Source organism: Cellulomonas sp. T2.31MG-18, from assembly GCF_964266755.1.
GTDB lineage: Bacteria > Actinomycetota > Actinomycetes > Actinomycetales > Cellulomonadaceae > Cellulomonas.
The window spans coordinates 1-21,700 of record NZ_CAXWGW010000002.1 but is presented as its reverse complement, the minus strand read 5'-3'; the positions used below and the strand labels follow the sequence as shown (position 1 = coordinate 21,700).

General features: G+C 73.6%; 23 protein-coding genes and 1 pseudogene. 8 read left to right on the top strand and 16 right to left on the bottom strand.

Annotation, left to right across the window (positions count from 1 at the left end):
* Nucleotides 1-300 precede the first annotated feature (300 nt).
* The 9 genes and pseudogenes from ACFQTY_RS07950 to ACFQTY_RS07910 all read right to left on the bottom strand — a co-directional run.
* Entirely contained in the window at nt 301-723 is a 423-nt protein-coding gene (locus tag ACFQTY_RS07950) for a hypothetical protein (RefSeq protein ID WP_378099192.1), read from the bottom strand.
* Nucleotides 724-934: 211 nt separating this feature from the next.
* Nucleotides 935-1,369, bottom strand: coding sequence for a heat shock protein transcriptional repressor HspR (locus ACFQTY_RS07945; protein WP_378099190.1), 435 nt, complete (start codon nt 1,367-1,369; stop codon nt 935-937).
* A gap of 37 nt (nt 1,370-1,406) precedes the next feature.
* On the bottom strand, nt 1,407-2,390 hold the full coding sequence (locus ACFQTY_RS07940) for a DnaJ C-terminal domain-containing protein (protein WP_337974267.1): 984 nt from the start codon (nt 2,388-2,390) through the stop codon (nt 1,407-1,409).
* Nucleotides 2,391-2,448: 58 nt separating this feature from the next.
* Entirely contained in the window at nt 2,449-3,114 is a 666-nt protein-coding gene (locus tag ACFQTY_RS07935; protein WP_378099187.1) for a nucleotide exchange factor GrpE, read from the bottom strand.
* Nucleotides 3,114-4,991, bottom strand: a complete 1,878-nt coding sequence (dnaK, locus tag ACFQTY_RS07930; protein WP_378099185.1) for a molecular chaperone DnaK — start codon at nt 4,989-4,991, stop codon at nt 3,114-3,116. Before dnaK ends, ACFQTY_RS07935 begins: the two co-directional genes overlap by 1 nt.
* A 183-nt stretch (nt 4,992-5,174) precedes the next feature.
* Nucleotides 5,175-5,573, bottom strand: coding sequence for a cupin domain-containing protein (locus ACFQTY_RS07925; RefSeq protein WP_378099183.1), 399 nt, complete (start codon nt 5,571-5,573; stop codon nt 5,175-5,177).
* Nucleotides 5,574-5,648: 75 nt separating this feature from the next.
* Nucleotides 5,649-6,668 carry a zinc-dependent alcohol dehydrogenase family protein gene (locus tag ACFQTY_RS07920; protein ID WP_378099181.1) on the bottom strand — a complete coding sequence of 340 codons (1,020 nt, stop codon included), beginning with the start codon at nt 6,666-6,668 and terminating at the stop codon, nt 5,649-5,651.
* Between the two features lie 40 nt (nt 6,669-6,708).
* Nucleotides 6,709-7,365 carry an MBL fold metallo-hydrolase gene (locus ACFQTY_RS07915; protein ID WP_378099179.1) on the bottom strand — a complete coding sequence of 219 codons (657 nt, stop codon included), beginning with the start codon at nt 7,363-7,365 and terminating at the stop codon, nt 6,709-6,711.
* 169 nt (nt 7,366-7,534) lie between these two features.
* Nucleotides 7,535-7,819, bottom strand: a pseudogene (locus tag ACFQTY_RS07910) (AAA family ATPase); the annotation flags it as partial.
* Between the two features lie 214 nt (nt 7,820-8,033).
* On the opposite strand from ACFQTY_RS07910, the gene ACFQTY_RS07905 reads away from it, so the two are divergent.
* Nucleotides 8,034-9,191, top strand: coding sequence for an ABC transporter permease (locus ACFQTY_RS07905; RefSeq protein ID WP_378099177.1), 1,158 nt, complete (start codon nt 8,034-8,036; stop codon nt 9,189-9,191).
* On the top strand, nt 9,188-9,904 hold the full coding sequence (locus tag ACFQTY_RS07900; protein WP_378099175.1) for an ABC transporter ATP-binding protein: 717 nt from the start codon (nt 9,188-9,190) through the stop codon (nt 9,902-9,904). Before ACFQTY_RS07905 ends, ACFQTY_RS07900 begins: the two co-directional genes overlap by 4 nt.
* Before the next feature lie 106 nt (nt 9,905-10,010).
* Here the strand turns inward: ACFQTY_RS07900 and ACFQTY_RS07895 are convergent, their stop codons facing one another.
* The 3 genes from ACFQTY_RS07895 to ACFQTY_RS07885 form a co-directional block, all read right to left on the bottom strand.
* On the bottom strand, nt 10,011-10,646 hold the full coding sequence (locus tag ACFQTY_RS07895; protein WP_378099173.1) for an HAD-IA family hydrolase: 636 nt from the start codon (nt 10,644-10,646) through the stop codon (nt 10,011-10,013).
* 91 nt (nt 10,647-10,737) lie between these two features.
* Entirely contained in the window at nt 10,738-13,215 is a 2,478-nt protein-coding gene (locus tag ACFQTY_RS07890; RefSeq protein ID WP_378099171.1) for a YbhN family protein, read from the bottom strand.
* A gap of 50 nt (nt 13,216-13,265) precedes the next feature.
* Nucleotides 13,266-14,231 (bottom strand): LLM class flavin-dependent oxidoreductase, encoded by a 966-nt coding sequence (locus ACFQTY_RS07885; protein ID WP_378099169.1) that lies wholly within the window; start codon nt 14,229-14,231, stop codon nt 13,266-13,268.
* Between the two features lie 203 nt (nt 14,232-14,434).
* Here ACFQTY_RS07885 and ACFQTY_RS07880 point away from each other — a divergent pair, with 203 nt between their 5' ends.
* Nucleotides 14,435-15,049: a ClpP family protease gene (locus ACFQTY_RS07880; protein ID WP_378099167.1), complete on the top strand. Its 615-nt coding sequence runs from the start codon at nt 14,435-14,437 to the stop codon at nt 15,047-15,049.
* Nucleotides 15,046-15,651 carry a ClpP family protease gene (locus tag ACFQTY_RS07875; RefSeq protein WP_378099165.1) on the top strand — a complete coding sequence of 202 codons (606 nt, stop codon included), beginning with the start codon at nt 15,046-15,048 and terminating at the stop codon, nt 15,649-15,651. Before ACFQTY_RS07880 ends, ACFQTY_RS07875 begins: the two co-directional genes overlap by 4 nt.
* A 77-nt stretch (nt 15,652-15,728) precedes the next feature.
* On the opposite strand, the gene ACFQTY_RS07870 is transcribed toward ACFQTY_RS07875, so the two are convergent.
* A complete protein-coding gene (locus ACFQTY_RS07870) occupies nt 15,729-16,172 on the bottom strand; it encodes a helix-turn-helix domain-containing protein (RefSeq protein WP_378099163.1) in 444 nt (147 codons plus the stop codon).
* A gap of 100 nt (nt 16,173-16,272) precedes the next feature.
* Nucleotides 16,273-16,890 (bottom strand): TetR/AcrR family transcriptional regulator, encoded by a 618-nt coding sequence (locus ACFQTY_RS07865; protein ID WP_378099161.1) that lies wholly within the window; start codon nt 16,888-16,890, stop codon nt 16,273-16,275.
* Between the two features lie 69 nt (nt 16,891-16,959).
* Here ACFQTY_RS07865 and ACFQTY_RS07860 point away from each other — a divergent pair, with 69 nt between their 5' ends.
* Together ACFQTY_RS07860 and ACFQTY_RS07855 are read left to right on the top strand one after the other, a co-directional pair.
* Entirely contained in the window at nt 16,960-18,216 is a 1,257-nt protein-coding gene (locus ACFQTY_RS07860; RefSeq protein WP_378099159.1) for an MFS transporter, read from the top strand.
* Between the two features lie 105 nt (nt 18,217-18,321).
* Nucleotides 18,322-18,705: a DUF6191 domain-containing protein gene (locus ACFQTY_RS07855; RefSeq protein WP_378099157.1), complete on the top strand. Its 384-nt coding sequence runs from the start codon at nt 18,322-18,324 to the stop codon at nt 18,703-18,705.
* A 37-nt stretch (nt 18,706-18,742) separates the two neighbouring features.
* Here ACFQTY_RS07855 and ACFQTY_RS07850 read toward each other — a convergent pair whose 3' ends face one another.
* Nucleotides 18,743-19,225, bottom strand: a complete 483-nt coding sequence (locus tag ACFQTY_RS07850) for an NUDIX domain-containing protein (protein WP_378099155.1) — start codon at nt 19,223-19,225, stop codon at nt 18,743-18,745.
* Between the two features lie 78 nt (nt 19,226-19,303).
* Between ACFQTY_RS07850 and ACFQTY_RS07845 the strand changes: the two genes are divergently transcribed.
* Nucleotides 19,304-19,684 carry a NifB/NifX family molybdenum-iron cluster-binding protein gene (locus ACFQTY_RS07845; RefSeq protein ID WP_263732032.1) on the top strand — a complete coding sequence of 127 codons (381 nt, stop codon included), beginning with the start codon at nt 19,304-19,306 and terminating at the stop codon, nt 19,682-19,684.
* Between the two features lie 83 nt (nt 19,685-19,767).
* On the opposite strand, the gene ACFQTY_RS07840 is transcribed toward ACFQTY_RS07845, so the two are convergent.
* On the bottom strand, nt 19,768-20,448 hold the full coding sequence (locus tag ACFQTY_RS07840) for a hypothetical protein (protein ID WP_378099152.1): 681 nt from the start codon (nt 20,446-20,448) through the stop codon (nt 19,768-19,770).
* Nucleotides 20,449-20,825: 377 nt separating this feature from the next.
* Between ACFQTY_RS07840 and ACFQTY_RS07835 the strand changes: the two genes are divergently transcribed.
* Nucleotides 20,826-21,584: a hypothetical protein gene (locus tag ACFQTY_RS07835; protein ID WP_378099150.1), complete on the top strand. Its 759-nt coding sequence runs from the start codon at nt 20,826-20,828 to the stop codon at nt 21,582-21,584.
* The last annotated feature ends 116 nt before the right edge of the window (nt 21,585-21,700 follow it).

Below are 21,700 nucleotides of genomic sequence, written 5' to 3'. Positions count from 1 at the left end.
CGAACCACCATGGTCGAACCGGTCCAGGAATCCGACAACTCGGACAAGACCTGCGGTGAGCTCGAGCGAAGGCTCCGACCGCCACGAGTGCCGGCGCGCAGACGCACCCCTCACCGGACGCGTGCGGCAGCGGCGTGCCCCGGGCGCGGGGCCGCCCCCCTTTTCGTGCTGTACGCCTGGTGCACGTACATCAGGCGTACAGCCGACAGGGAGCATCCGACTCGTGCGGTACGCGTGGCGTCGCTCGGCACGGCTCTGAGCTGCCAGCGCCGGCGCCCTCGCCGTGCCGGCGGGGCGAGATCAGCTGTTGCCGGAGACCTCGACCGTGACGACCGTGCTTCCGGGCGCCGGGGCCCCGAACGTTCCAGCGCTCCCCGTGCCCTCCAGGTGGTCCGAAGCGGCGACTCGCACGTTGACCTGCAGCGTCGAGCCTGTGAGGGTCGTGAGGGTCGACGCGTCGTGCAGCCCGTAGCGCTGCCCGTAGGCGGCGCGCCAGGCCGCGAGGGCGGCCTCCGGCGGGACGTCGACCTGGTAAGCGACGAGGACGTGGGCCGAGGCGTTGTCTATGCCGAACTGCGACTGGCGGGTCTGACGTCCGAGCTCGACGGCGGGGATCGGCGCGACGAGGACCGGCTCCTTCTGCAGCTGCGCCAGCCGGGGCGAGGGCCCGGTGACGCTCAGGCTGATCACGAACGCGAGCACGGCGAGCAGCATCAGCAACATGACCGGGAGCGCCCAGCGGACTCTGCGGTGAAGCCCTCGCTGCACCTGGCGGAGCTCGTCGGCGAGATCCTCGTCGCGTGGTTCGGGAGAGGCGGGCACGGTCGAGCCCTCCTCGCGTCGCACCGGTTGCGCGGACCGTACTGCGCCGCACCGGCTTCCCGGGTGGGAACGCGGGTCGTTCACCCGGCTGCCGCCCGGCGGCGCCTCCGGGCTAGCTGCGGCGGGTGGAGCTGGGGCCGGCGAGGAGCTGGCGCGGGACCCAGCGGGGGGTGCGGCGGGGCTCGGCCTCCGTGGTGAACGGGGGGCGGCGGTCGGCGACCACGTTGCCCGTGGGGTCGGCGGTGAAGATGCGGCGGCCCGGGTTCAGCAGGGTGCGGAGGAACTCGACCTGCCGGCGCGAGGCCTCCAGCTCCTCCTCGAGCTCGAGGATGCGCTTGATGCCGGCCAGGTTGACGCCCTCGTCGTGCGAGAGCCGCTGCACCTCGCGCAGCATCGTGATGTCCCGGCGGGAGTAGCGGCGGCCGCGGCCGGTGGTGCGGCCCGGCTGGACCAGGCCCAGGCGGTCGTACTGGCGCAGGGTCTGGGGGTGCATGCCGGCCAGCCGCGCCGCGACGGAGATCACGAACACCTTGGCGTCGTCGTCCACACCCCTCACCTCCTCACGTCCCCGCCCGCGTCCGGGCCTACGTTCGCGCCTGAGCCATCAGGTCGGCCCGCACGTCCTGGTCCGCCGTCGCCTTGGCGAAGGCCTCGACGGCCTCCTTCGCGGCACCGGACAGCCGTTGTGGCACCGCCACCTGCACGGTGACCAGCAGGTCGCCGGTCGCCTTGGCGGTGTGGATGCCCTTGCCCTTGACGCGCAGGGTGCGGCCCGACGGCGTCCCGGCGGGCACCTTGACCCGGACGGTGGAGCCGTCGAGCGTCGGCACCTCGACCGTCGCGCCCAGCGCCGCCTCGTCGAACGAGACCGGCACGGTTACGCGAAGGTTGTCACCCTCCGCGGAGAACACCGGGTGCGGCGTCACCGAGACGGTGATGACCAGGTCGCCCGGCTCGGCGCCGCGCTCCCCCGGTCGGCCCTTGCCGCGCAGCCGGATCTTCTGACCGTCGCGGACGCCGGCCGGGATGCGGGCGGTGACCGTGCGGCCCTCGACGGACAGCGACACCGTCGAGCCCTCGGCTGCCGTGCGGAACGGCAGCGTGGTGGTAGCCGTCAGGTCGATGCCCGGCTGCGGCCCGCGCTGCTGGGTGAACCCACCACCGCCGCCGCCGAAGAGCCCGCCGAGGATGTCCTCGAAACCGCCACCACCGCCGGTGGAGTAGCGGACGCGGGTGCCGCCCTGACCGCCGGCGCCGAACATGCCGCCGAACAGATCCTCGAACCCGGCGGCGCCGCCACGGGCACCGCCGGGCGCGGTGAACCGGGCACCGCCGGCCATCGCGCGCAGCTGGTCGTACTGCTGACGCTGCTCGGTGTCCGAGAGGACGGCGTACGCCTCGCCGATGTCCTTGAACTTGGCCTCTGCGGTGGCGTCCCCCGGGTTGTGGTCCGGGTGCAGCTGCCGCGCGAGCTTGCGGTAGGCCTTCTTGATGGTCGCGGCGTCGGCGTCCTTGGGGACACCGAGCACGGCGTAGAAGTCCTTCTCGAGCCAGTCCTGGCCGGTCACGGTGCCTCCCTCCTCGTCGTCGTCGCGCGTGCGTGACTGCCGGTGCGCAGCAGGATTGTCAGGCCTCCGGGTCCACCACGGCCACGCGCGCCGCGCGCAGCACCCGGTCGGCCGTGCGGTAGCCCGGCTGGAGCACCATCTGCACGGTGGGCTCGGAGACCTCGGCCGAGTGCGCGTGCATCAGCGCCTCGTGGACGTTCGGGTCGAACGTCTCGCCGGCCTCGCCGTACCGCTCGATGCCGAACCGCTGCAGGGTCGACTCCAGCTTCTCGGCGATCGAGGCGAACGGGCCGGTGAGGTCGCCGTGCTGGCGGGCCAGCTCGACGTCGTCCAGCACGGGGATCAGCGCCTCGGCGAGGGCCGCGACCCCCTGCCCGTGGGCGGCCAGCACCTCGGCCTTGGACCGCTTGACGTACGCCGAGTAGCGCTGGTCCAGGTTGTAGTAGTCGGCCTGGGTGCGCTGCAGCTCGTCGAGCCGCTCGGCGGCCAGCCGCTCCGCCTCCTCGAGGGTCTCGGCGGCCAGCTGGTGGTCCGCGTCGGCGACCGCCTGGGCGGCGGCGTCGAGCACGGCCTCGTCGGGCGTCTTGCCCGTGTCGGCGGACGCGCCGGGCTGGCGCACCTCGAACGTCTCCGGGTCGATCCGGCGCTTGTCGGTGAACCGGGGGGCGCCCTCGTCGGGGCCGGGCGTGCCCGACCCCGACGAGGTGCCGTCAGCAGGAGCCATCACTTGGTGGTGTCCTCGTCGTCGACGATCTCGGCGTCCACCACGTCCTCGTCGGAGGCCGCGGAACCGGTCGAGCCTGCGCCCGCACCGGCACCCGCGCCCGCCGAGCCGGACTCGGCAGCGCCCTGGTTGGCGTAGACCGCCTCACCGATCTTCTGGCCGGCGGCCAGCAGCGCGGAGTGCGCCGTCTTCACGGCGTCGAGGTCGGAGCCCTCGAGCGCGGTACGGACGTCCGCGATCGACTTCTCGACCTCGGACTTCACGTCGTCGGACAGCTTGTCCGCGTTGTCCTTGAGCAGCTTCTCCGTGGAGTAGGCGAGCTGCTCGGCGGAGTTGCGGGTCTCGGCCTCCTCGCGGCGCTTCTTGTCCTCGGCGGCGTGCGCCTCGGCGTCCTTCACCATGCGGTCGATGTCCTCCTTGGGGAGGGCCGAGCCGCCGGTGATCGTCATCGACTGCTCCTTGCCCGTGCCGCGGTCCTTGGCGGACACGTGCACGATGCCGTTCGCGTCGATGTCGAAGGTCACCTCGATCTGCGGGATGCCGCGCGGGGCCGGCGCGATGCCGGTCAGCTCGAAGGTGCCCAGCGGCTTGTTGTCCCGGGCGAACTCGCGCTCGCCCTGGAACACCTGGATCAGCACCGACGGCTGGTTGTCCTCCGCCGTGGAGAAGATCTCCGACCGCTTGGTGGGGATGGCCGTGTTCCGCTCGATCAGCTTGGTCATCACCCCGCCCTTGGTCTCGATGCCGAGGGACAGCGGGGTGACGTCGATCAGCAGGACGTCCTTGCGGTCGCCCTTGATCACACCGGCCTGCAGCGCGGCGCCGACGGCCACGACCTCGTCCGGGTTGACGCCCTTGTTGGGCTCCTTGCCGCCGGTCAGCTCGGTGACCACCTCGGTGACCGCGGGCATGCGGGTCGAGCCGCCGACCAGCACCACGTGGTCGATGTCGCCCACCTTGATGCCGGCGTCGCGGATGACGTCGTTGAACGGCTTGCGGGTGCGGTCCAGCAGGTCCTGCGTCATCTGCTGGAACTGCGCGCGGGTCAGCTTGGTGTCCAGGTGCACCGGGCCGTTCTCGCTCATCGAGAGGTACTGCAGCGAGATGTTGGTGCTGGTCGCGGACGACAGCTCCTTCTTGGCCTGCTCGGAGGCCTCGCGGAGGCGCTGCAGCGCGATCTTGTCCTTGGACAGGTCGACGCCGGTGGTGTTCTTCACCTCGGTGACCAGGTGCTGCACGATCCGGTTGTCCCAGTCGTCACCACCGAGGTGGTTGTCGCCGGAGGTCGCGCGGACCTCGATCGTCGAGAAGCCGTCGTCGTCCTTGCCGACCTCCAGCAGGGACACGTCGAACGTGCCACCGCCCAGGTCGAACACGAGGATCAGCTCGTCCTCCTTGCCGCGCTCGAGGCCGTAGGCCAGGGCGGCCGCGGTGGGCTCGTTGATGATGCGCAGGACGTTGAGGCCGGCGATGGTGCCGGCGTCCTTGGTGGCCTGGCGCTGGGCGTCGTTGAAGTACGCGGGGACGGTGATGACCGCGTCGGTCACCGGCTCGCCCAGGTACGCCTCGGCGTCGCGCTTGAGCTTGCCCAGGATGCGGGCGCTGATCTCCTGCGGCGTGTACTTCTTGTCGTCGATCGCCACGCTCCAGTCGGTGCCCATGTGGCGCTTGACGGAGGTGATGGTGCGGTCGACGTTGGTGACGGCCTGGCGCTTGGCGATCTCGCCCACCAGCACCTCACCGGTCTTGGAGAACGCCACGACGGACGGCGTCGTGCGCGACCCCTCCGCGTTGGCGATGACCGTGGGCTCGCCGCCTTCCAGCGTCGCGACCACCGAGTTGGTGGTGCCGAGGTCGATGCCGACTGCTCGTGCCATGTCTGTGTGCCTTCCTTGCCGTGCCGGATGCTGCCGGGATGCCGTGATGGAGCCGAAGTCTTGAGTCGAACCGGCTCAAGTCTGCGGCGGCCGCTCCCGTCGTGCAAGCTCGGCCGGGCGGACTTGAGTCTGATGGGCTCAACTCTCGACGAGCCTGCTGTGTTCCCGGTCGGACGGAACGGATCAGTCCCGGCGGTACTCCTCGTCGCTCACGTGCTCGAGCCACGTGACGACCTGCCCGTCGCCGTCGGCCTCCTGGATCGCGACGTGCGCCATGAACCGGTCCGGCGTCGCCCCGTGCCAGTGCTCCTCGCCCGGCTCGACGTACACCACGTCGCCCGGCCGGATCTCCTGCACCTGGCCGTCGCGGGTGCCGACGTAGCCGATGCCGTCGGTGACGTAGAGCGTCTGACCCTTGGGGTGGCGGTGCCAGGCGGTCCGCGCGCCCGGCGCGAACCGGACGTGCGTCGCCCCGACGGCGGACTGCTCGTCGGGGTTGCGGATCCCCTCCATGAAGACGGTGCCGGTGAACCAGTCGGCGGGGCCGGGGGCGGTCGCGCCGCCGCTTCGGGTGAACCTCATGCGTCTCGTCCTTCCGTGTCGCGGGTCGTCAGACGGTGCGGTCGTCAGGCGGTGAGGTCGTCAGACAGTGCGTCGTCAGACGGTGAGAAGCACCTTGATCGCGCGCCGCTCGTCCATCGCGCGGTACCCCTCGGCCGCCTCCTCGATCGGCAGCGTGAGGTCGAACACCGCGCCCGGGTCGATGCTGCGGTCCCAGATGAGCTGGATCAGCTCGGGCAGGAACCGGCGCACCGGCGCCGGGCCGCCGTGCAGGTGCACGCCGGACCTGAACAGCTCCTGGCCCGGCAGCGACACGTCGTGGGACACCCCGACGTAGCCGACGTGGCCGCCGGCCCTGGTCGCGCGGATCGCCTGCATCATCGACTCCTGGGTGCCGACCGCCTCGATCGTGGAGTGCGCACCGAGGCCGCCCGTGAGCTCGTTGATCCGCGCCACACCGGCGTCGCCGCGCTCCTCGACGATGTCGGTGGCGCCGAACCGCCGGGCCAGCGCCTGCCGGTCGGCGTGCCGGGACATCGCGATGATGCGCTCGGCCCCCAGCTGCCTGGCGGCCAGCACCCCGAGCAGGCCGACGGCCCCGTCACCGACCACGGCCACGGTCTTGCCCGGCCCGACCTCGGCAGCGACCGCCGCGAACCAGCCGGTGCCGAGCACATCCGACGCGGCGAGCAGCGAGGGGATCAGCTCAGGCGCCGGCTGGCCCGGGGTGGCGACCAGGGTGCCGTCCGCGTTCGGGATCCGCGCGTAGTCGGCCTGCGCGCCTGGCACGGCACCCGGACCGCGGTGCACGCAGTACGTCTGGTAGCCGGACCTGCAGATCTCGCAGGTGTTGTCCGAGGAGAAGAACGAGCCGACGACGAAGTCCCCGACCTTGACGTCGGTGACGGCGGAGCCCACCTCCTCCACCGTGCCGACGTACTCGTGGCCCATCGCCTGGTGGTCCACCTTGTCGATGCCGCGGTAGGGCCACAGGTCCGACCCGCAGATGCAGGTGGCCGCGAGCTTGATGATCGCGTCGGTCGGCTCGACGATCGTCGGCCGCTCCGTCTCGTCGACCCGGACGTCGCCGGGGGCGTACATGACGACAGCGCGCATGCTGATGAAGCCTCTCTCTCGGGTGCTCTTCGGTGCCGCGTCAGACCGTGAGCGTGTCGCCGGCACCGAGGCGGCGGTACTCCGCGACCCCTCCGGTGACCTGCGGGATCACGCGGTCGACGAGGCCGAGGCCGGCGTCGCTGAGGATCGCGTCGTGGATCGGCACGGCGACGCGCGGCGCGACGGCCTGCAGGTAGTCGGCGGCCTCGCTGAGCTTCATCCACGGTGCGCTCACCGGCAGCAGCAGCACCTCGACGTGCACGCCGGCGGGCGGCGGGGTGAACGAGTCGCCCGGGTGCAGCACGACGCCGTCGATCAGGTACGCCGCGTTGGCGACCACCGGGATGGACGGGTGGATCACCGCGTGCCGGTTGCCCACGGCCTCGACCGCGAACCCCGCCGCGGTGAACGTATCGCCCTCGGTGACGGCGTGCAGGCGGTCGGCCGGTGCACCGGCGGCGACCAGCTGGTCCACCACCACGCCGGGGGCCCACACCTGCAGGTCGGGTGCGGCCGCGAGCGCCGCCGTCAGCCTGTCCGGCACCACGTGGTCGACGTGCTCGTGGGTGACCAGCACCGCGCCGGCGCCGTCGAGCGCAGCGGGGTCGCTGAACGCACCCGGGTCGAGGACCAGCACGTGGCCGTCCTTCTCGAGGCGGATGCAGGCGTGGCCGTGCTTGCTGATGGTGGTGGACATCGCTCTCCCCTTCATTGCGCCCTGTGGTGTGCGCCGCCGGCCATTGTCGGTCGGTCGCGGCGCAGCTGCAGCGGAGGGTGCGGCAGCCGTCAGTCAGGCCGGATGACGACGAGCGGCCCCTCCTCCGCCGTCGGCACCTCGAAACCGTCGAGGTAGGCGCGCGGTAGACGTCGCGGGACGCGCGGGACCAGAACGACGTGTCGACGACGACGTCCCGGCCCTCCCCGACCAGGCGGACCAGCCGGTCCTGGAGCACCGCGTGGACCTGGGCGGCGGCCGCCGCGGGCAACGGGTGCTCCCGGTGGCCCAGCCGCCAGGCCTCCTCGTCGAACGAGAGGCGCACGTAGCCCGACTCCTCGAGCCTGCGGGCGTGCGTCGTCTTGCCGGAGCCGGCCGGCCCGCACGTCAGCACCACCCCCACCCGCCCACCGGACGCCTGTGCTCCGGTGTGCATGCGATCCCCTCCCGATGCCATGGCCACACTCTCGCGCGCCGACCCGGTCCAGGGCGGCCCGCGGCCCGCCCAGCTGACTGTCGACCGGCGCCGCCCTCCGGCCGGAGGTCCGACAAGGCTAGGTTTGGCACTCCTTCCTTGCCGACGTACTGTTGACAACATGTCGACACGTTGTCGACATGTTGTCCGCTCGTCCCCGTCGTCAAGGAGCCCGATGTTCCTCGCTCTGCGCGCACTGGCCTTCCAACGCAGCCGCTTCCTCCTGGTCGGCCTGGTGATCGGGCTGCTCGCGCTGCTCACCGTGATGCTGTCCGGTCTGTCCAGCGGCCTGGTGAACGACGGCGTCTCCGGGCTGAAGAACCTGCCGGCGACCGCCATGGCGTTCTCGGCCGGCACCAAGACGGACAACGCGTTCTCGCAGTCGGTGGTCGACGAGAAGCAGCGCGCTGCGTGGGCGGGCCGGCCGCACGTCGCCGACGCGCAGCTGCTGGGCGTGTCCATCGTCAACACGCGCAAGGCCGACGCCACGCCGGTGGACCTGACGTTGTTCGGCGTCGCACCCGACTCGTTCCTGGCGCCGACGGTGGACGGCCGGCCCGCGCTGACCCAGCCCGGTGACGTGGTCCTCTCGGCCACTGCCCGCAAGACGGGCGTCCGCGCCGGGGACGTGCTGACCCTGGACCGCGTGGGGACCACGCTGCGGGTGGTCGGGTTCACCGCGCAGCAGGACACCTTCGGGCACGTGGACGTCGGCTACCTGCCGCTGCGGACGTGGCAGTACATCGCCTCGGGCCGGTCGGCGGCGGGCGCCCCGACGGCCGATGCGATCGCGGCGGATGCGCTGGACACGGCCAGCGTGGTCGCGCTGCGCAGCGACACCGGGTCCACGCTGGCCACGTCAGGCATCGACGTCGCAGCCGGCGACCAGGCGGCCGACACCACCACCCGCTCGCTGCAGGCGACCTTCGCCAGCTCCCCCGGCTACACCGCCGAGACGACGACCATCAGCATGATCACCGCCTTCCTCTACGTGATCGCCGCCCTGGTGATCGGGGCGTTCTTCACCGTGTGGACGGTGCAGCGGCAGCACGAGCTGGCGGTGCTGCGCGCCGTCGGCGCCCCCACCGGGTTCCTGCTGCGCGACGGGCTGACGCAGGCCGCCGCGCTGCTGGTGACGTTCACCGCCGTCGGTGCCGGCATCGGGCTGGGCCTCGGCGCCCTGATCCCGGACGGCGTGCCGTTCGCCCTGGAGGCCGCGCCCGTCGCCGGAGCGGCCGTGCTGATGATCACCCTCGGGCTGGTCGGCGCCGGACTGGCCGTGCTCCGCATCGCCCGGATCGACCCCCTCACCGCGCTCGGAGGCCAGCGATGACCACGTCCACCGTCCCCACCCCGGCGGCCGGCGCCGCCGACACGTCCCGCACCGGCCTGGTGATGTCCGGCGTCAGCCTCGAGCTCGGCGACGGCGACCGGATCGTGCGCGCGCTGGACTCCGTCGACCTCGTCGTGCGGCCGGGCGAGCTGGTCGCCGTCGTCGGCCCGTCCGGCGCCGGCAAGTCGAGCCTGCTGGCCGTCGCCGGCGCGCTGACCAGCCCGACGTCCGGCACCGCCACCGTGCACGGCCACGACCTCGCCTCGCTGAGCGCGCGACGCCGGGCCCGCTTCCGCCTCGAGGAGATCGGGTTCGTGTTCCAGTCCGGCAACCTGGTGCCGGCCCTGACGGTCGCCGACCAGCTGCGCCTGGTGCATCACCTGCGCGGGCGGCGCGACGCCTTCGACGTGACGCGCGCGCTGGACCAGGTCCGGATGGCGCACAAGGCGGACCGCCGCCCGCACGAGCTGTCCGGCGGCGAGCGTCAGCGCGTCGGCATCGCCCGAGCGCTGGCCACCCACCCGTCGCTGCTGCTGGTCGACGAGCCGACCTCAGCCCTGGACCGGGCCCGGAGCCAGGACGTGGTGGCGCTGCTGCGCGAGCGGACCGAGCGCGCGTCCGTCGCGACCGTGATGGTCACCCACGACCACGACGTGCTGCACCACTGCCACCGTGTGCTGAGCATGGAGGACGGGCGGCTGCTGGCGGTGTGACGCCCGCGGGGCAGGGCGCGCTCGCGCAGCCTAGCGCGCTCGCGCAGCCTGGCGCGTCCGCGCAGCCTGGCGCGTCCGCGCACACCGCTTGCCAGCTGCGCGCTGGTCAGCTCACCTCGAGGCCGTCGCCCGTCCAGCGAAGGCTGCGTAGATCCGCGACCTCCGCATCGGCCCGCAGGTCACCGAGCTCCCGGTCGCCCACGCGCACCACGTGCCGCACCCGCGCCGCCCGGGCGGCGCGGATACCCGCCGGCGAGTCCTCGAGGACGACGCACTCGTCCGCCGGCACGCCGAGCAGGGCGGCCGCGGCGAGGTAGCCCTCGGGATGCGGCTTGCCGTGGGTGACGTCGGCGCTGGTCACCAGCACCTGAGGCACGGGCAGCCCGGCGGCGACCAGGCGGGCGCGGGCCAGCACGGGCGACCCGGAGGTGACGGTGGCCCACCGGTCGGCCGGGATCGACGCCAGCAGCGCCGCGGCGCCGGGGATCACCGTGACGTCGTCCGCGTCCTCCAGCTCGAGGGCGTCGATCAGGGCCAGCGCTGCCTCGCGGCCGGCCGGCTCGACGAACTCGGCCACCGTGTCGGCCGCCCGCCGCCCGTGCACCGTCGCGAGCACCACGTCGGGCTCCAGGCCCAGGCGCTGCGCCCAGCGGGTCCACGAGCGGACCACCACCGGGTCCGAGTCGACCAGCACCCCGTCGCAGTCGAACAGCACGGCCGTGCAGGTCAGGACGGTGGTCATCGGTGGGCACTCCTTCGAGGTGGGCCCGGCAGTCGGGCGGGTACGCGGACGGACAGGGCGGGCGACGAGCGCACGACGGAGACGCACCCGGTCACAGCACGCCGCGGGCCGTGAAGATCCGGAACGCCGCGAAGCCCGGCAGGATCGGGAGCCAGAACGTCGCCAGCCGGTAGAGCACCACGGCGGCCAGCGCCGAACCGGAGGGCACCCCGACGCCGGTCAGCGCGGCGAGCAGCACCGCCTCGACCGCGCCGACACCACCCGGTGTGGGCGCCGCCGTCGCCACCGCGCCGGCGGTCAGCGACACCAGCGCCACCGTGACGAACGGCGTGTGCACGCCGAACGCCCGCACCGACAGGTACAGGCACACGGCGTACCCGCCCGGCACCAGCGCCACGCCCGCCACCAGGGCGGCGAGCTTGCCCGGGTCGGACAGCAGCGGACGCATCGCGCCGGCGGACGCCCGCACGGCCGGCGCCACCCGCTCGCGCAGCAGTCGACGGACGTTGGGCACGGCGGCCGCGATGCCCAGCACGGCCAGGGTGCCGCCGACGGCCGCCGCGATCACCAACGGGGAGGGCAGCCGGGACAGCTCACCGGTCAGCGCGCGCGCTGAGCCCGCCCACACCGCCGCGGTCACCAGCAGCAGCACGTGCGCGGTCAGCACGGCCGCCTCCTTGGCGGCGCTGGCGGACGCGGCGACGGGTGTCGGGAAACCGCGCTTCTGCAGGTAGCGGATGTTCAGCCCGACCTGCCCGACTCCGGGCGGTGCGAACGTGGCGACGAATGAGGCCGACAGCGCGACGCCGACGGACTCACCGAGCGGCACCCGCCCCGGCGTGCCGCCGGCGAGGCCCAGCGCGGCGCCGAGGTAGGTCAGCGCGGAGGCGGCGAGCACCGCCGGGAGCCACCGCCAGTCGGCGGTGCGGACCGTGTCCACCAGCTGGGGCAGGTCGGCCAGCTGCGGCGCCAGCGCGTACACCGCGACGGCCAGGGTCGCGCCCAGCAGCAGCGTCCGGGGCCGGAACCGCTGCACGTTCTCGAACGCCGGCCGAGCCACGCCGAGGTCGTCGCTCAGGGCGCTGACCAGGGACGACCGTGCGTCCGGGTGCCCCTTGAGCGCCGCGCGGGCCGCTGCCGACAAGGCGTCGGGCACCATCCGGCCGAGCGCCGGCGTCAGCCGGTCGGCACCGAGCACCCGGTGCGCGGCGGCGACGGCCCGCTCGGCGCCCACCACCACCGAGGTGGTGAGCAGCAGCTCGGCGACGTCTCCCGCCAGCACACCCGGGGCAGCCGCCGGCTCGGACGGGCCGAGGTCGACGACGGCCACGCCCCCGTCCTCCGTCAGCAGGAAGTGGTCGAGCGTCAGCTCCCGGACGGCGACGGCGCAGTCCTGCAGGGCGGCGAGCTGCCGCCACGCCGCGTCGAGCACGTCGTCGGTCAGCCGCTCGGCCGGGAGCTCGTCGAACCGGGTGCCCACCAGGTGCTCCGTCGCGAGCAGCCCCTCGCCCTCGCGGCCCACCGCGAGCGCCAGCACCGTCGGCACCCGCACGCCGCGGCTGCCGGCCACCAGGGCTGAGGTCGCCTCGTTGGCCACCACCCGCACCGGCGAGCCGAACGGCGAGTCGTCGCCGACGCCCCGCAGCCGCAGCCGCCGCAGGCCCCGCCGCACTGCGTCCAGCCGCCACAGCTGCTCGTCCACCACCCGCACGTCCACGGGGACGTCCACTGCCGCGGCGGCCCCCGGGACGGCGACGACGTCGTCCGTCCGGCCCGCGACCACCACGGGGACGGGCCCGGTGTCCGCGTCGCTGCCGCGTCGGTGCCGGACGGCGACCGGTGCCACGGCTGTGGCGGCGTACCGGCCCGCCGCCGCCGCGAGCGACCGGACGTCCCGCACCGCCAGGCCCGACCCGGCGAGCGCCAGCCGCACGCCCTCGCCGGTCAGCCGGTGCGCGGACCGCCCCAGCCCCACCAGCACCAGGGCACCCATGCCGCCGCCCGCGCCGATCGCCAGCAGTACGTCCACCACGTCGACGGTGCCGACGGCCCGCAGCAGGGCGAGCAGCACCAGCAGCACGCGGAGCACCCGCACCCACCGCGGCGCCACCGCCGACTGCGCCACGGTGACCACCGCGGCGAGCACGACGATGTCCCACGACCGCACGCCACCGCCCACGCCGGCCGTCAGGTGCTGCGTCCACGAGACCACCACGGGCACACGCCCCAGCGCGGCGAACGCCACCACGCCGAGCGCACCGCCGACCAGCACGCGCAGCAGCAGCCCGAACCGCCTGCTGACCAGGGCCCACACGGGACCGGCCAGGGCCAGCACGCCGTAAGCGCCGAGTGCGAGCGTCTGCAGCACCGTGACCAGGGACGACGGCACGCCGGCCAACGCATCGCGCAGGTCGGTCGCCGCCGCGGTGGCCGTGCGGTCGGCGAACCGGGCACCCACCACGGCCCCGACGATCACCAGCCCGAAGCTGAGGGTCATCCGCACGTCGGTCGGCGCTGCACGGACGGTGACGTCGCGGTACTCACGCTCCGGCTGCGCGCGGCCGCTCACTCACCCTCCCGCCGTCGTCCCCCCGCCGCCTGCCGACGGCCCCCGCATCATCACAGCACGCGAGCCAGTGAGGTCAGGACCTGCAGCGGGTCGTCGCCGACCGGGACCAGCACGGCGCTGGTCGCCCCGGCGTCCGCGAGCGCTGTGAGCCGTCCGCGCACCTCGTCGGGGGTGCCGGCGAGGGCCAGCTGTCGCACCCACTCGGCGGGCAGCCGTTCGACGAACTCGGTCCGGTCGGCGCAGGACGCGCGCAGGGCGACGAGCTCGTCGCGGAACGGCAGCGGCTCCAGGTGCGGCGCCGCGTCGGGCTCACCGACCCACTGCAGCGAGGGCCGGACGGCGGCGAGAGCGGTGGCCGCGTCGTCGTCCACCGCCGCGACGTTGTACGTGACCAGCCGGTGCCTGCCGGGGGCGGCGATCTGCTCCAGGGCCGTGCGGACGTACTCCGGGGTGGACGGCTCGGCCAGGATCGTGCCGTCCGCCACCCGGCCCGAGACCGCCAGCGAGCGCGGTCCGCGCACGCCGAGCAGCACGTCCGGGACCACGGCGGGGACCGCGACCGGCTCCAGCGCGATGTCGCTCAGGTGCACCGACCGCGCATCGGGGGCCGACGTCACCTGCTCGCCGCGCAGCAGCGCCCGCACGGCGCTGACGTGCTCGCCGAGCAGCGTCAGCGGGGACGAGGGCCAGGCGCCGACCGCACGCATCCACGCCGGCATGCCGTGGCCGATGCCGATGGAGACGCGCCCCGGGAACAGCTGCGCCAGGGTGGCCGCCTCCATCGCGGCGAAGGCGGCGTTGCGCGCACCCGCCGGCAGGATGCCGACACCCACGTGGATGCGCTCGGTGGCCGCGAGCACGGCACCGGCCTGAGCGACACCGCCACGGAACCCGAGGTCCTCCACCACCCACAGCTCGTCGAACCCGAGCTCGTCCGCGCGGCGCGCGAACGGGATGACGTCCGCGGCGCGCAGGTCGCGGCGCAGCATGACGCCGGTGGGCAGGGGGCGGGTCATCGGGGCTCCTCGTCGAGCGGCGTGCGGGATCGGTCGTGCGGGTTCACGTGTGCGGCCAGCAGGCCTGCGGGCGGTCGCGCCGGCCGGCGCCCCGAGCCTACGGACGGCGTCCGACATGCGTGCGTGGTTCGGTCTGCCGAGGGCAGATCTGCCCCGGGCAGCATCCGGTTCCCCCGGCCAGCGGCGCGGCGCACGGTGGGCACATGGACGAGACGACCTACCGACCGGGCGTCGACGACGAGCTGACCACCCGCCTGCTGCACCGGCGGATCCTGCTGCTCGGCTCGGCGCTCGACGAGACCCTGGGCAACCGACTGTGCTCGTCGCTGCTGCTGCTGGCGGCCGACGACCCGGACAAGGACATCACCCTGCTGATCAGCTCCCCCGGCGGCTCCGTGCCGGCGATGCTGGCGATCCGCGACGTGATGGACCTGATCCCCAACGACGTGGCGACCGTAGGGGTCGGCTGGGCGGCGAGCGCCGGCCAGTTCCTGCTGTCGTCGGGCACCAAGGGCAAGCGGTCAGCCCTGCGGCACAGCCGGATCCTGCTGCACCAGGGCTCGGCCGGGATCGGCGGCACGGCGGTCGACATCGAGGTGCAGGCCGACGATCTGCGTCACATGCGCGACACCGTGCTGGGCCTGGTGGCGGCCGACACCGGCCAATCCCTCGAGCGCATCCGGGAGGACTCGCGGCGCGACCGCTGGTTCACCGCCGAGGAGGCCCGCGAGTACGGGTTCGTGGACGGCGTCGTGGAACGCCTCGACCAGCTGCTGCCCGGGGTCACCGGGCCGGTCGGATTCGGGGTGCGGCGATGATCGTCCCCTACGTCGTCGAGCGCCTGGCCGGCGGCGGTGAACGCGCGCTGGACGTCTACAGCCGGCTGCTCGCGGACCGGATCGTCTACCTCGGCTCCGCGATCGACGACGACGTGGCCAACGTGGTCGTCGCCCAGCTGCTGCACCTGGAGTCGGCCCAGCCCGACACGCCGATCGACCTGTACGTCAACTCCCCCGGTGGGTCGCCGTCGGCGATGCTGGCGATCTACGACGCCATGCAGTACGTCCGCTCACCGGTGTTCACCACGTGCGTGGGGCAGGCGTCGGCCGATGCGGCCGTCCTGGTCGCGGGGGGTGCGGCCGGCAGCCGGGCGATCCTGCGGCACGCGCGGATGGTGCTGCACCAGCCCGGCACGCAGGCCCGCGGCGACGTGCCGGACCTGATCCTCGCGGCCGACGAGATCGTGCGCGTGCGTGCCGAGCTCGAGGAGGTGCTGTCGACCCACACGGGGAAGGACGTCGCGACCCTGCGCCGCGACACCGACCGCGAGCTGGTGCTGACCGCCGAGCAGGCCGTCGCGTACGGGCTGGCGGACCGGGTGATCGTCGGCCGGGAGGGTGCGTTGCGGCGAGCGGGGTAGGACGACGGACGACGACGGACGCCTGGCCGGACAGCGTCGAGCGGCCGGCCGGGTGACCCGTCTGGCCGGGCGACCCGTCAGGCCGCGAGGAGCAGCACGTCTCGCTGGACGGTGTCGCGGGCGTCGACGCGGGACACCGTCTGCGGCGTGGTGAGCGCCCGCAGCTCGCGGACCTGCGCGATCCGGGCAGGGCCGGAGGCGAGCGTCCGGCGGCGGCCGTCGGCCGCAGCGAGGTGACGAGCCACCCCCAGCGCGAGGTCGGTCAACGAGCCCCCCAGAGCCTCGGTCACGGCGCCGAGCACCTCCGACGACGGCTCCTTGCGGCCCCGCTCGACCTCGGAGAGGTACTGCACCGACACGCGAGCCCGCTCGGCCACGTCGGACAGCCGCAGCCCCTGGTCGGTGCGCCAGTCCCGCAGCACGCTGCCGACGGCGAGCCGCCACGGCGGCCGTCGGGCGCCGATCCGCACCACGCCGTCGGCGCCGTCCCGCTCCTGAGCACCGCCGGACCTCGTCGCCATGTCGCGACGCTAACCGCGGCGGTGCCTCGCGTCCCCTCGTTCCGCCGACAGCAGATCGCTCCCCGGCGGCCCGCTGCCGGCGCCAGCGCCGGATGGCCTCTCAGTCGGCGACGCGCGGGTGCTCCGCCTCGTAGCCGGACCACCCGTGCTCGAGCAGCTCGAACCCGGCGTCGAGCATGCGGAGGCGGTCGCTGCTGGTGCCGGCGAGCGTCGCGAGCTGCAGCACGAACCGCGCGAACACCCGCACCTGGTCCGCCGGCTCCTCCTGGCCCAGCTGCTGCGCGATGGCGGCGGCGATGGCGTCCTCGTGCCGCAGCCACATGCGCTGCCCGTACTCGGCGAGCGCGGGAGTGGACTCGATCAGCGTCCAGAACTGCCGCACGCGACGGTCGAACTCGGCGTGGCCGACGAGGTTGGCGACGAGGTCGTCACGCAGGTGGTCGTGGAACGCCTGCGTCAGCGACACCCCGGCGGGCCGGTCGGTGACCACGGCGACCAGCTCGGCGCGCTGCTGGTCGTCCTCGTCGAAGACCAGCGCCTCCTTCTGCGGGAAGTGCGCCAGCACGGTGGTCGGTGAGACGTCCGCCTCGTCCGCGATCTCACGGATGGTGACGGCGTCGAAGCCGCGCTCGAAGAACAGCCGCGTGGCCGCGTCCGAGATCGCCTTGCGGGTCGCGGCCTTCTTCCGTTCCCGCCGGCCGGTGGTGGGCTCCGTCACGAGGCTCACCTTAGCGCTGCGGTTACAGAAGTGTGTTGACACCAATAGTGGTATCGCTACAGTTTCGGTATGCAACCAGCGATCGCTTCCGGCCGACGCGCCTGGATCATGCTCGTCGTCCTGACGATGCTGACCACCGCCGGCATGACCGTCGTGCTCCCCGTCCTGCCGTTCGTCGTCCTCCGCTACGTCTCGCACAGCCATCTCGCGCTGTGGGTCGGAGTGCTCGAGGCGGTCAACGGGCTCTGCACGTTCCTCGTCGCCCCGCTGCTCGGCGCGCTGTCCGACCGCGTCGGACGCCGGCCGATCATCGTCGTGGCGGCCTTCGGCGCCGCGGTGGGCTACCTGCTCTTCGGCATCGGCGGGGCGCTGTGGGTGCTCGTGCTCGGTCGCATCGTGCAGGGCGCGACCGCCGGGGACCTCCCGGCCTTGTTCGCCTACCTCGCGGACATCACCCCGCCCGAGCAGCGGGCCCGCCGGTTCGGGCTGCTGGGTGCGCTGTCCGGGATCGGCACCATGGTGGGTCCCGCGCTCGGCGGGCTGCTGGCGGCAGTGAACGTCGACTTCCCCGTCTTCGTCACCGCCGGGATCGCGGCCGCCATCGGCGTGATCAGCCTGGTGCTGCTGCCGGAGAGCCTGCCCGCCGAGCGCCGCACGCGCACGGTCCGGCTCGGCGACCTCCATCCGCTCCGGGTGCTGACCGGCGCGTTCACCCGGCCCGAGCTGCGCGGCCTGCTGGTCGGCATCGTGCTGGTGACGGTGCCCTTCAGCTTCTTCGTCAACAACTTCAGCGTGCTGGCGCTCGACTCCCTCACCTGGACGCCGACCAGGATCGGCCTGCTCACCGCCGTGGTGGGGGTCGTGGACATCGTGATCCAGGGCGGGCTGCTGGGGCTGCTGCTGCGCCGGCACGGTGAGCGCGGCGTGCTGCTCGGCGGGATCGTCACGCAGGCCGTCGGGATGCTGTGCCTGGCGGTCGTCGCCTCGGTGCTGGCGCAGCCGTGGCTGTTCGTCGTCGGCACGCTGGTGCTCGCCGCGGGCCAGGGAGCGGCGCAGGCCACCATGGACGGGGTCGCGTCGAACGCCGTCGACGGCGACGAGCAGGGGTGGCTCGCCGGGGCGATCCAGTCCGTCACCGCCGGCGTCGGCGTGGTCGCACCCCTGCTGGCCGGTGCGCTGTACGCATCGATCAACCACGCCGCGCCCTACGCCGTCGGCCTGGTGATGATGGCCGTAGCGGTGCTGGTGCTCGCGCGAGCCCGCGTCGCCAGCCCCTCCCGCGGTGGGAATGCGGAGCTTGTCGCGGTGCCGCGCGTGCAGGTCTAGCGCGTGCAGGTGCAAGGCGGGCAGTTGGACGGCGTTCTGGCCTGGGGCGCACGCCCACATCGAGCGCGGAGGAGCCCCGGCGCACATCCGTGCGAGCCTGGAGGCATGAGCACCGGGGCCTGGATCGCCGTCGCCGTGGTCCTGGTCGTGCTGCTGATCGCCGCCGATCGCGCCGTGGCGGCGGGGTGGTTCGACCGTCGTCGTCCCCGCCCGCGGCCGGCCACCCGCGAAGGGCCAGGGGTGGCCAGCGGGCTGCTCGGTGACCTGGTCGAGGTGTTCCAGCCGTCCCGCCACCACGTCACCGACGAGCAGGACCGGCACGCGCTCGACATCAGGCAGGCGCCGGTGGAAGGGCCGCCAGACCTCGACTCCGGCGTGGTGGTGCTGCCGCCGACTCCGTCGGAACGCCAGCACCACCGCCGGCCGGACGGTGATCGCCGCTCCGACCCGGACCCCGACCGGACCGCGACGCCGAGACCACCGACCTGACCTCGCGCGCCGACCCGAAGACGCGGCAGCTAGCCGCTCAGGCGTCCGGCGCCGCACCCACCAGCGCCTGCAGGTCGTCGAGCATCGGGCCCTGCGCCGCCACGAGCAGCTCCCGCGCCTGCTCAACCGGCATCCACGCCAGCCGGTCGATCTCCGGGAACGACTGGATCCGTCCGGACCGCGGCGGCCACTCGAGCTCCACGGTGGCCGCCCCGACCTGACCCGTCGGCGCGTCCGCCTCGGCGATGAACACCAGCAGCCGCTTGCCTGACGAGTACCGGTACTCCCCCAGCGGCCGGTACTCGGCGTCCGGCGCCGGCACGCCGACCTCCTCGGCGAACTCGCGCCGTGCTGTGTCCAGCGGCTCCTCGCCGGGCTCGATCAGCCCCTTGGGGATCGACCACGAGTGCGTCGGCTTGCGGGCCCAGAACGGTCCGCCCATGTGCCCGGCGAACACCTCCGGCGCGGCGTCGGGGGCCGCACGGCGGTAGAGCAGCAGTCCCGCGCTGAGCTGTGGCACGCGTCGACGGTACGACGGGGCACCGACAGGACGGCCGGGTCGGCGGCGGCGTGGGATGACCCGCGGCAGGATGGCGCCATGAGCGAGACGCCCAACATCGAGCAGGAGACCACCACCACGTTCGGCGGACCCGTCGTCGTCGCCGTCGCGCTGCACGGCGACCAGGTGGGTGGCGGCTGGGGCCGCGCCCCGCAGGTCGCGGTGGCGACCATCGACGGTGCGACGATCCGCAGCTGGGAGGTCCACGACGTGCGGTGGGACGTCGCGCACGACGAGGGTGGCGAGGGTGCTCACCACGCCCGTGTGGTGCGGTTCCTGCGGGACAACGGCGTGCAGGTGGTGGTGACCGGCCACATGGGGCCGCCGATGCAGAACACGCTGGGCAAGCTCGGCATCCGGGTCGTGATGGGCGTGATCGGCGACCCCCGCCTCGCCGCGATCGACGCCGCCAACCCGTGAGGCCTGCCCGCCCCTGACGGCCGCCCCAGGGCCCGGTCCGCCCCTGATGCCGGCGGCTCGCCCACAGGGCAGCCGCGCACGCGTCAGGCGGCGGCCACCTCGCGCACCCAGCCGTCCGCCTCGTGGCGGAAGCCGACGCGGGTCAGGTAGTCCGACTCACCGGCCGGTGCCACCAGCCGCCGGAACCCGTGCTCCGCGAACACTCCGCTGCGCCGGTAGACGAACTCCCCCGGCGTGAAGTCGCGGAACCGCGGCGTCACCCAGTCGAGCTCCACGTACCCGACACCCTCGTCGAGACGCCGCACCAGCACCACGCCCACGGTCTCGTCGCCGCGCACGACGAGGAACGCGACCCGCCCGTCGGCACCCCGCTCCGCCACGGGCGCCCCCGGCGCCACCATCGTCCCCCCGCCCGTCCCCGCCTGCCCGGCCGGCGCGGGCGCCGGCGCCCGGAACTGCGCGATGTCCTCGGCGTGCACGCCGAGCACGTGCTGCAGGTAGGCGTCGTCGGGCGCCACCTCCACCACCTCGTACACCGCCGAGTCGTGCCGCTCCCGCAGCAGCCGCCACAGCCAGTACACGTCGATCACGGCGATCGCCCCGTTCATCGCGGCGAACGGCCAGATGGCGAACACGGCGTTGTACACGGTCGCCACCACGGCACCGGCCAGGTTCATCCACCGGAACCGCAGCACCCGCGCCTGCATCAACGACAGGACGACCAGCCCGGACCCGACCCACCCGATCACCTGCCACAGCACCATGCGCGCACGCTATCGGCCGCGCCCGCCGTCCGGACCCGCAGGAGACGAGCACTACGCACCGGAATGAGCAGTCCAGACTGCTCACCTCGCTGCAGACTGCTCATCCCGCGGGGCTTCGACCGTCCACAGACCAGCTCCGGTGCCCGACGTGCTCACCGCGGCACGGTGAGCGGCCGAGGTGCCTGCGCGCTGCGGGACCGTCGCGCATGCCGTCACGCCCCGGAGCACGCCCTCCGACACCACCACCGCTGCCGACCGTGCACCTGGCACGCGATCACGTGCGCCAGGACGTCGCCGCTCGCGTCCGCAGTCGCGAGTGGTACCGAGTTGGTCGAGGCACCTACGTCCCCACGCCCCTCAGCACGGACGTCCGCGCCGTGGCCCTGGCGCGGATCGTCGGGGTCCACCACCGGCTCCGAGGGCCGCACGCCTTCAGCCACGCCTCGGCGGCGATGCTCTGGGGTCTGCGGCTCTGGTCAGTTCCCGACCAGGTGCACGTGTACCAGTCGTGCCGTCCGGGCACGGGCCGGGACGGGAACGTCCGACGGCACGTCCCGCCGATCGATGCCACCGCGATCACCACGCTGTCCGGGCTACCGGTGACGACGCTGGCGCGGACCGCAGTCGACTGCGCGCGGGAGATGGGGCCGCTGCCGGGGCTCGTCGTGATGGACGCCGCCATGCGTGCTGGTGCCGACCGTGACGACCTGCTCGCGCTGCTCCGCGTCGATCCGACAGGGCGCGGGATGGCGCGAGCGCGAGCGATCGTCCGTCTCGCCGACGCTGGCGCCGAGTCGCCGCAGGAGTCGGCGCTGCGGTTCGTCATGCTGCGAGCCGGCCTGCCAGAGCCGGAGACGCAGCTCCGGGTGGACAGCCGTCTCGGGACGTTCTGGGGCGACCTCGGATGGGGACGGTGGCGGGTGCTGCTCGAGTACGACGGTCGGTCCAAGTACACCGTCGCTGAGGCCCTGATCAGCGAGAAGCGGCGGCATGACGCGATCGTCGAGGCCGGCTGGCGCATCCTGCGGGTGACCAAGGAGGACCTGCGCACGCCCACGGCACTGGTCGCCCGGGTGATCCGGCTGCTGCCGGCCGACATCCCTCTGAGCCACCGTCCCCACCTCAGCACCCGCTGACCTCCGGCCCGCCGCGTGCTCGACGCAGCCGCCGAGCCGAGATGAGCACTTTGCATCCAGGTGAGCAGTGCGAACTGCTCGTCTGGATGCGAAGTGCTCGTCTCGCGGCCGCGTGA

Excerpts from the sequence above, each read along its gene's own strand:
- ACFQTY_RS07950 (WP_378099192.1), bottom strand. The coding sequence starts at position 723 with ATGTTGCTGATGCTGCTCGCCGTGCTCGCGTTCGTGATCAGCCTGAGC.
- ACFQTY_RS07935 (WP_378099187.1), bottom strand. The coding sequence starts at position 3,114 with ATGGCTCCTGCTGACGGCACCTCGTCGGGGTCGGGCACGCCCGGCCCC.
- dnaK (WP_378099185.1), bottom strand. The coding sequence starts at position 4,991 with ATGGCACGAGCAGTCGGCATCGACCTCGGCACCACCAACTCGGTGGTC.
- ACFQTY_RS07925 (WP_378099183.1), bottom strand. The coding sequence starts at position 5,573 with ATGAGGTTCACCCGAAGCGGCGGCGCGACCGCCCCCGGCCCCGCCGAC.
- ACFQTY_RS07920 (WP_378099181.1), bottom strand. The coding sequence starts at position 6,668 with ATGCGCGCTGTCGTCATGTACGCCCCCGGCGACGTCCGGGTCGACGAG.
- ACFQTY_RS07915 (WP_378099179.1), bottom strand. The coding sequence starts at position 7,365 with ATGTCCACCACCATCAGCAAGCACGGCCACGCCTGCATCCGCCTCGAG.
- ACFQTY_RS07905 (WP_378099177.1), top strand. The coding sequence starts at position 8,034 with ATGTTCCTCGCTCTGCGCGCACTGGCCTTCCAACGCAGCCGCTTCCTC.
- ACFQTY_RS07900 (WP_378099175.1), top strand. The coding sequence starts at position 9,188 with ATGACCACGTCCACCGTCCCCACCCCGGCGGCCGGCGCCGCCGACACG.
- ACFQTY_RS07895 (WP_378099173.1), bottom strand. The coding sequence starts at position 10,646 with ATGACCACCGTCCTGACCTGCACGGCCGTGCTGTTCGACTGCGACGGG.
- ACFQTY_RS07885 (WP_378099169.1), bottom strand. The coding sequence starts at position 14,231 with ATGACCCGCCCCCTGCCCACCGGCGTCATGCTGCGCCGCGACCTGCGC.
- ACFQTY_RS07880 (WP_378099167.1), top strand. The coding sequence starts at position 14,435 with ATGGACGAGACGACCTACCGACCGGGCGTCGACGACGAGCTGACCACC.
- ACFQTY_RS07875 (WP_378099165.1), top strand. The coding sequence starts at position 15,046 with ATGATCGTCCCCTACGTCGTCGAGCGCCTGGCCGGCGGCGGTGAACGC.
- ACFQTY_RS07870 (WP_378099163.1), bottom strand. The coding sequence starts at position 16,172 with ATGGCGACGAGGTCCGGCGGTGCTCAGGAGCGGGACGGCGCCGACGGC.
- ACFQTY_RS07860 (WP_378099159.1), top strand. The coding sequence starts at position 16,960 with ATGCAACCAGCGATCGCTTCCGGCCGACGCGCCTGGATCATGCTCGTC.
- ACFQTY_RS07855 (WP_378099157.1), top strand. The coding sequence starts at position 18,322 with ATGAGCACCGGGGCCTGGATCGCCGTCGCCGTGGTCCTGGTCGTGCTG.
- ACFQTY_RS07845 (WP_263732032.1), top strand. The coding sequence starts at position 19,304 with ATGAGCGAGACGCCCAACATCGAGCAGGAGACCACCACCACGTTCGGC.
- ACFQTY_RS07840 (WP_378099152.1), bottom strand. The coding sequence starts at position 20,448 with ATGGTGCTGTGGCAGGTGATCGGGTGGGTCGGGTCCGGGCTGGTCGTC.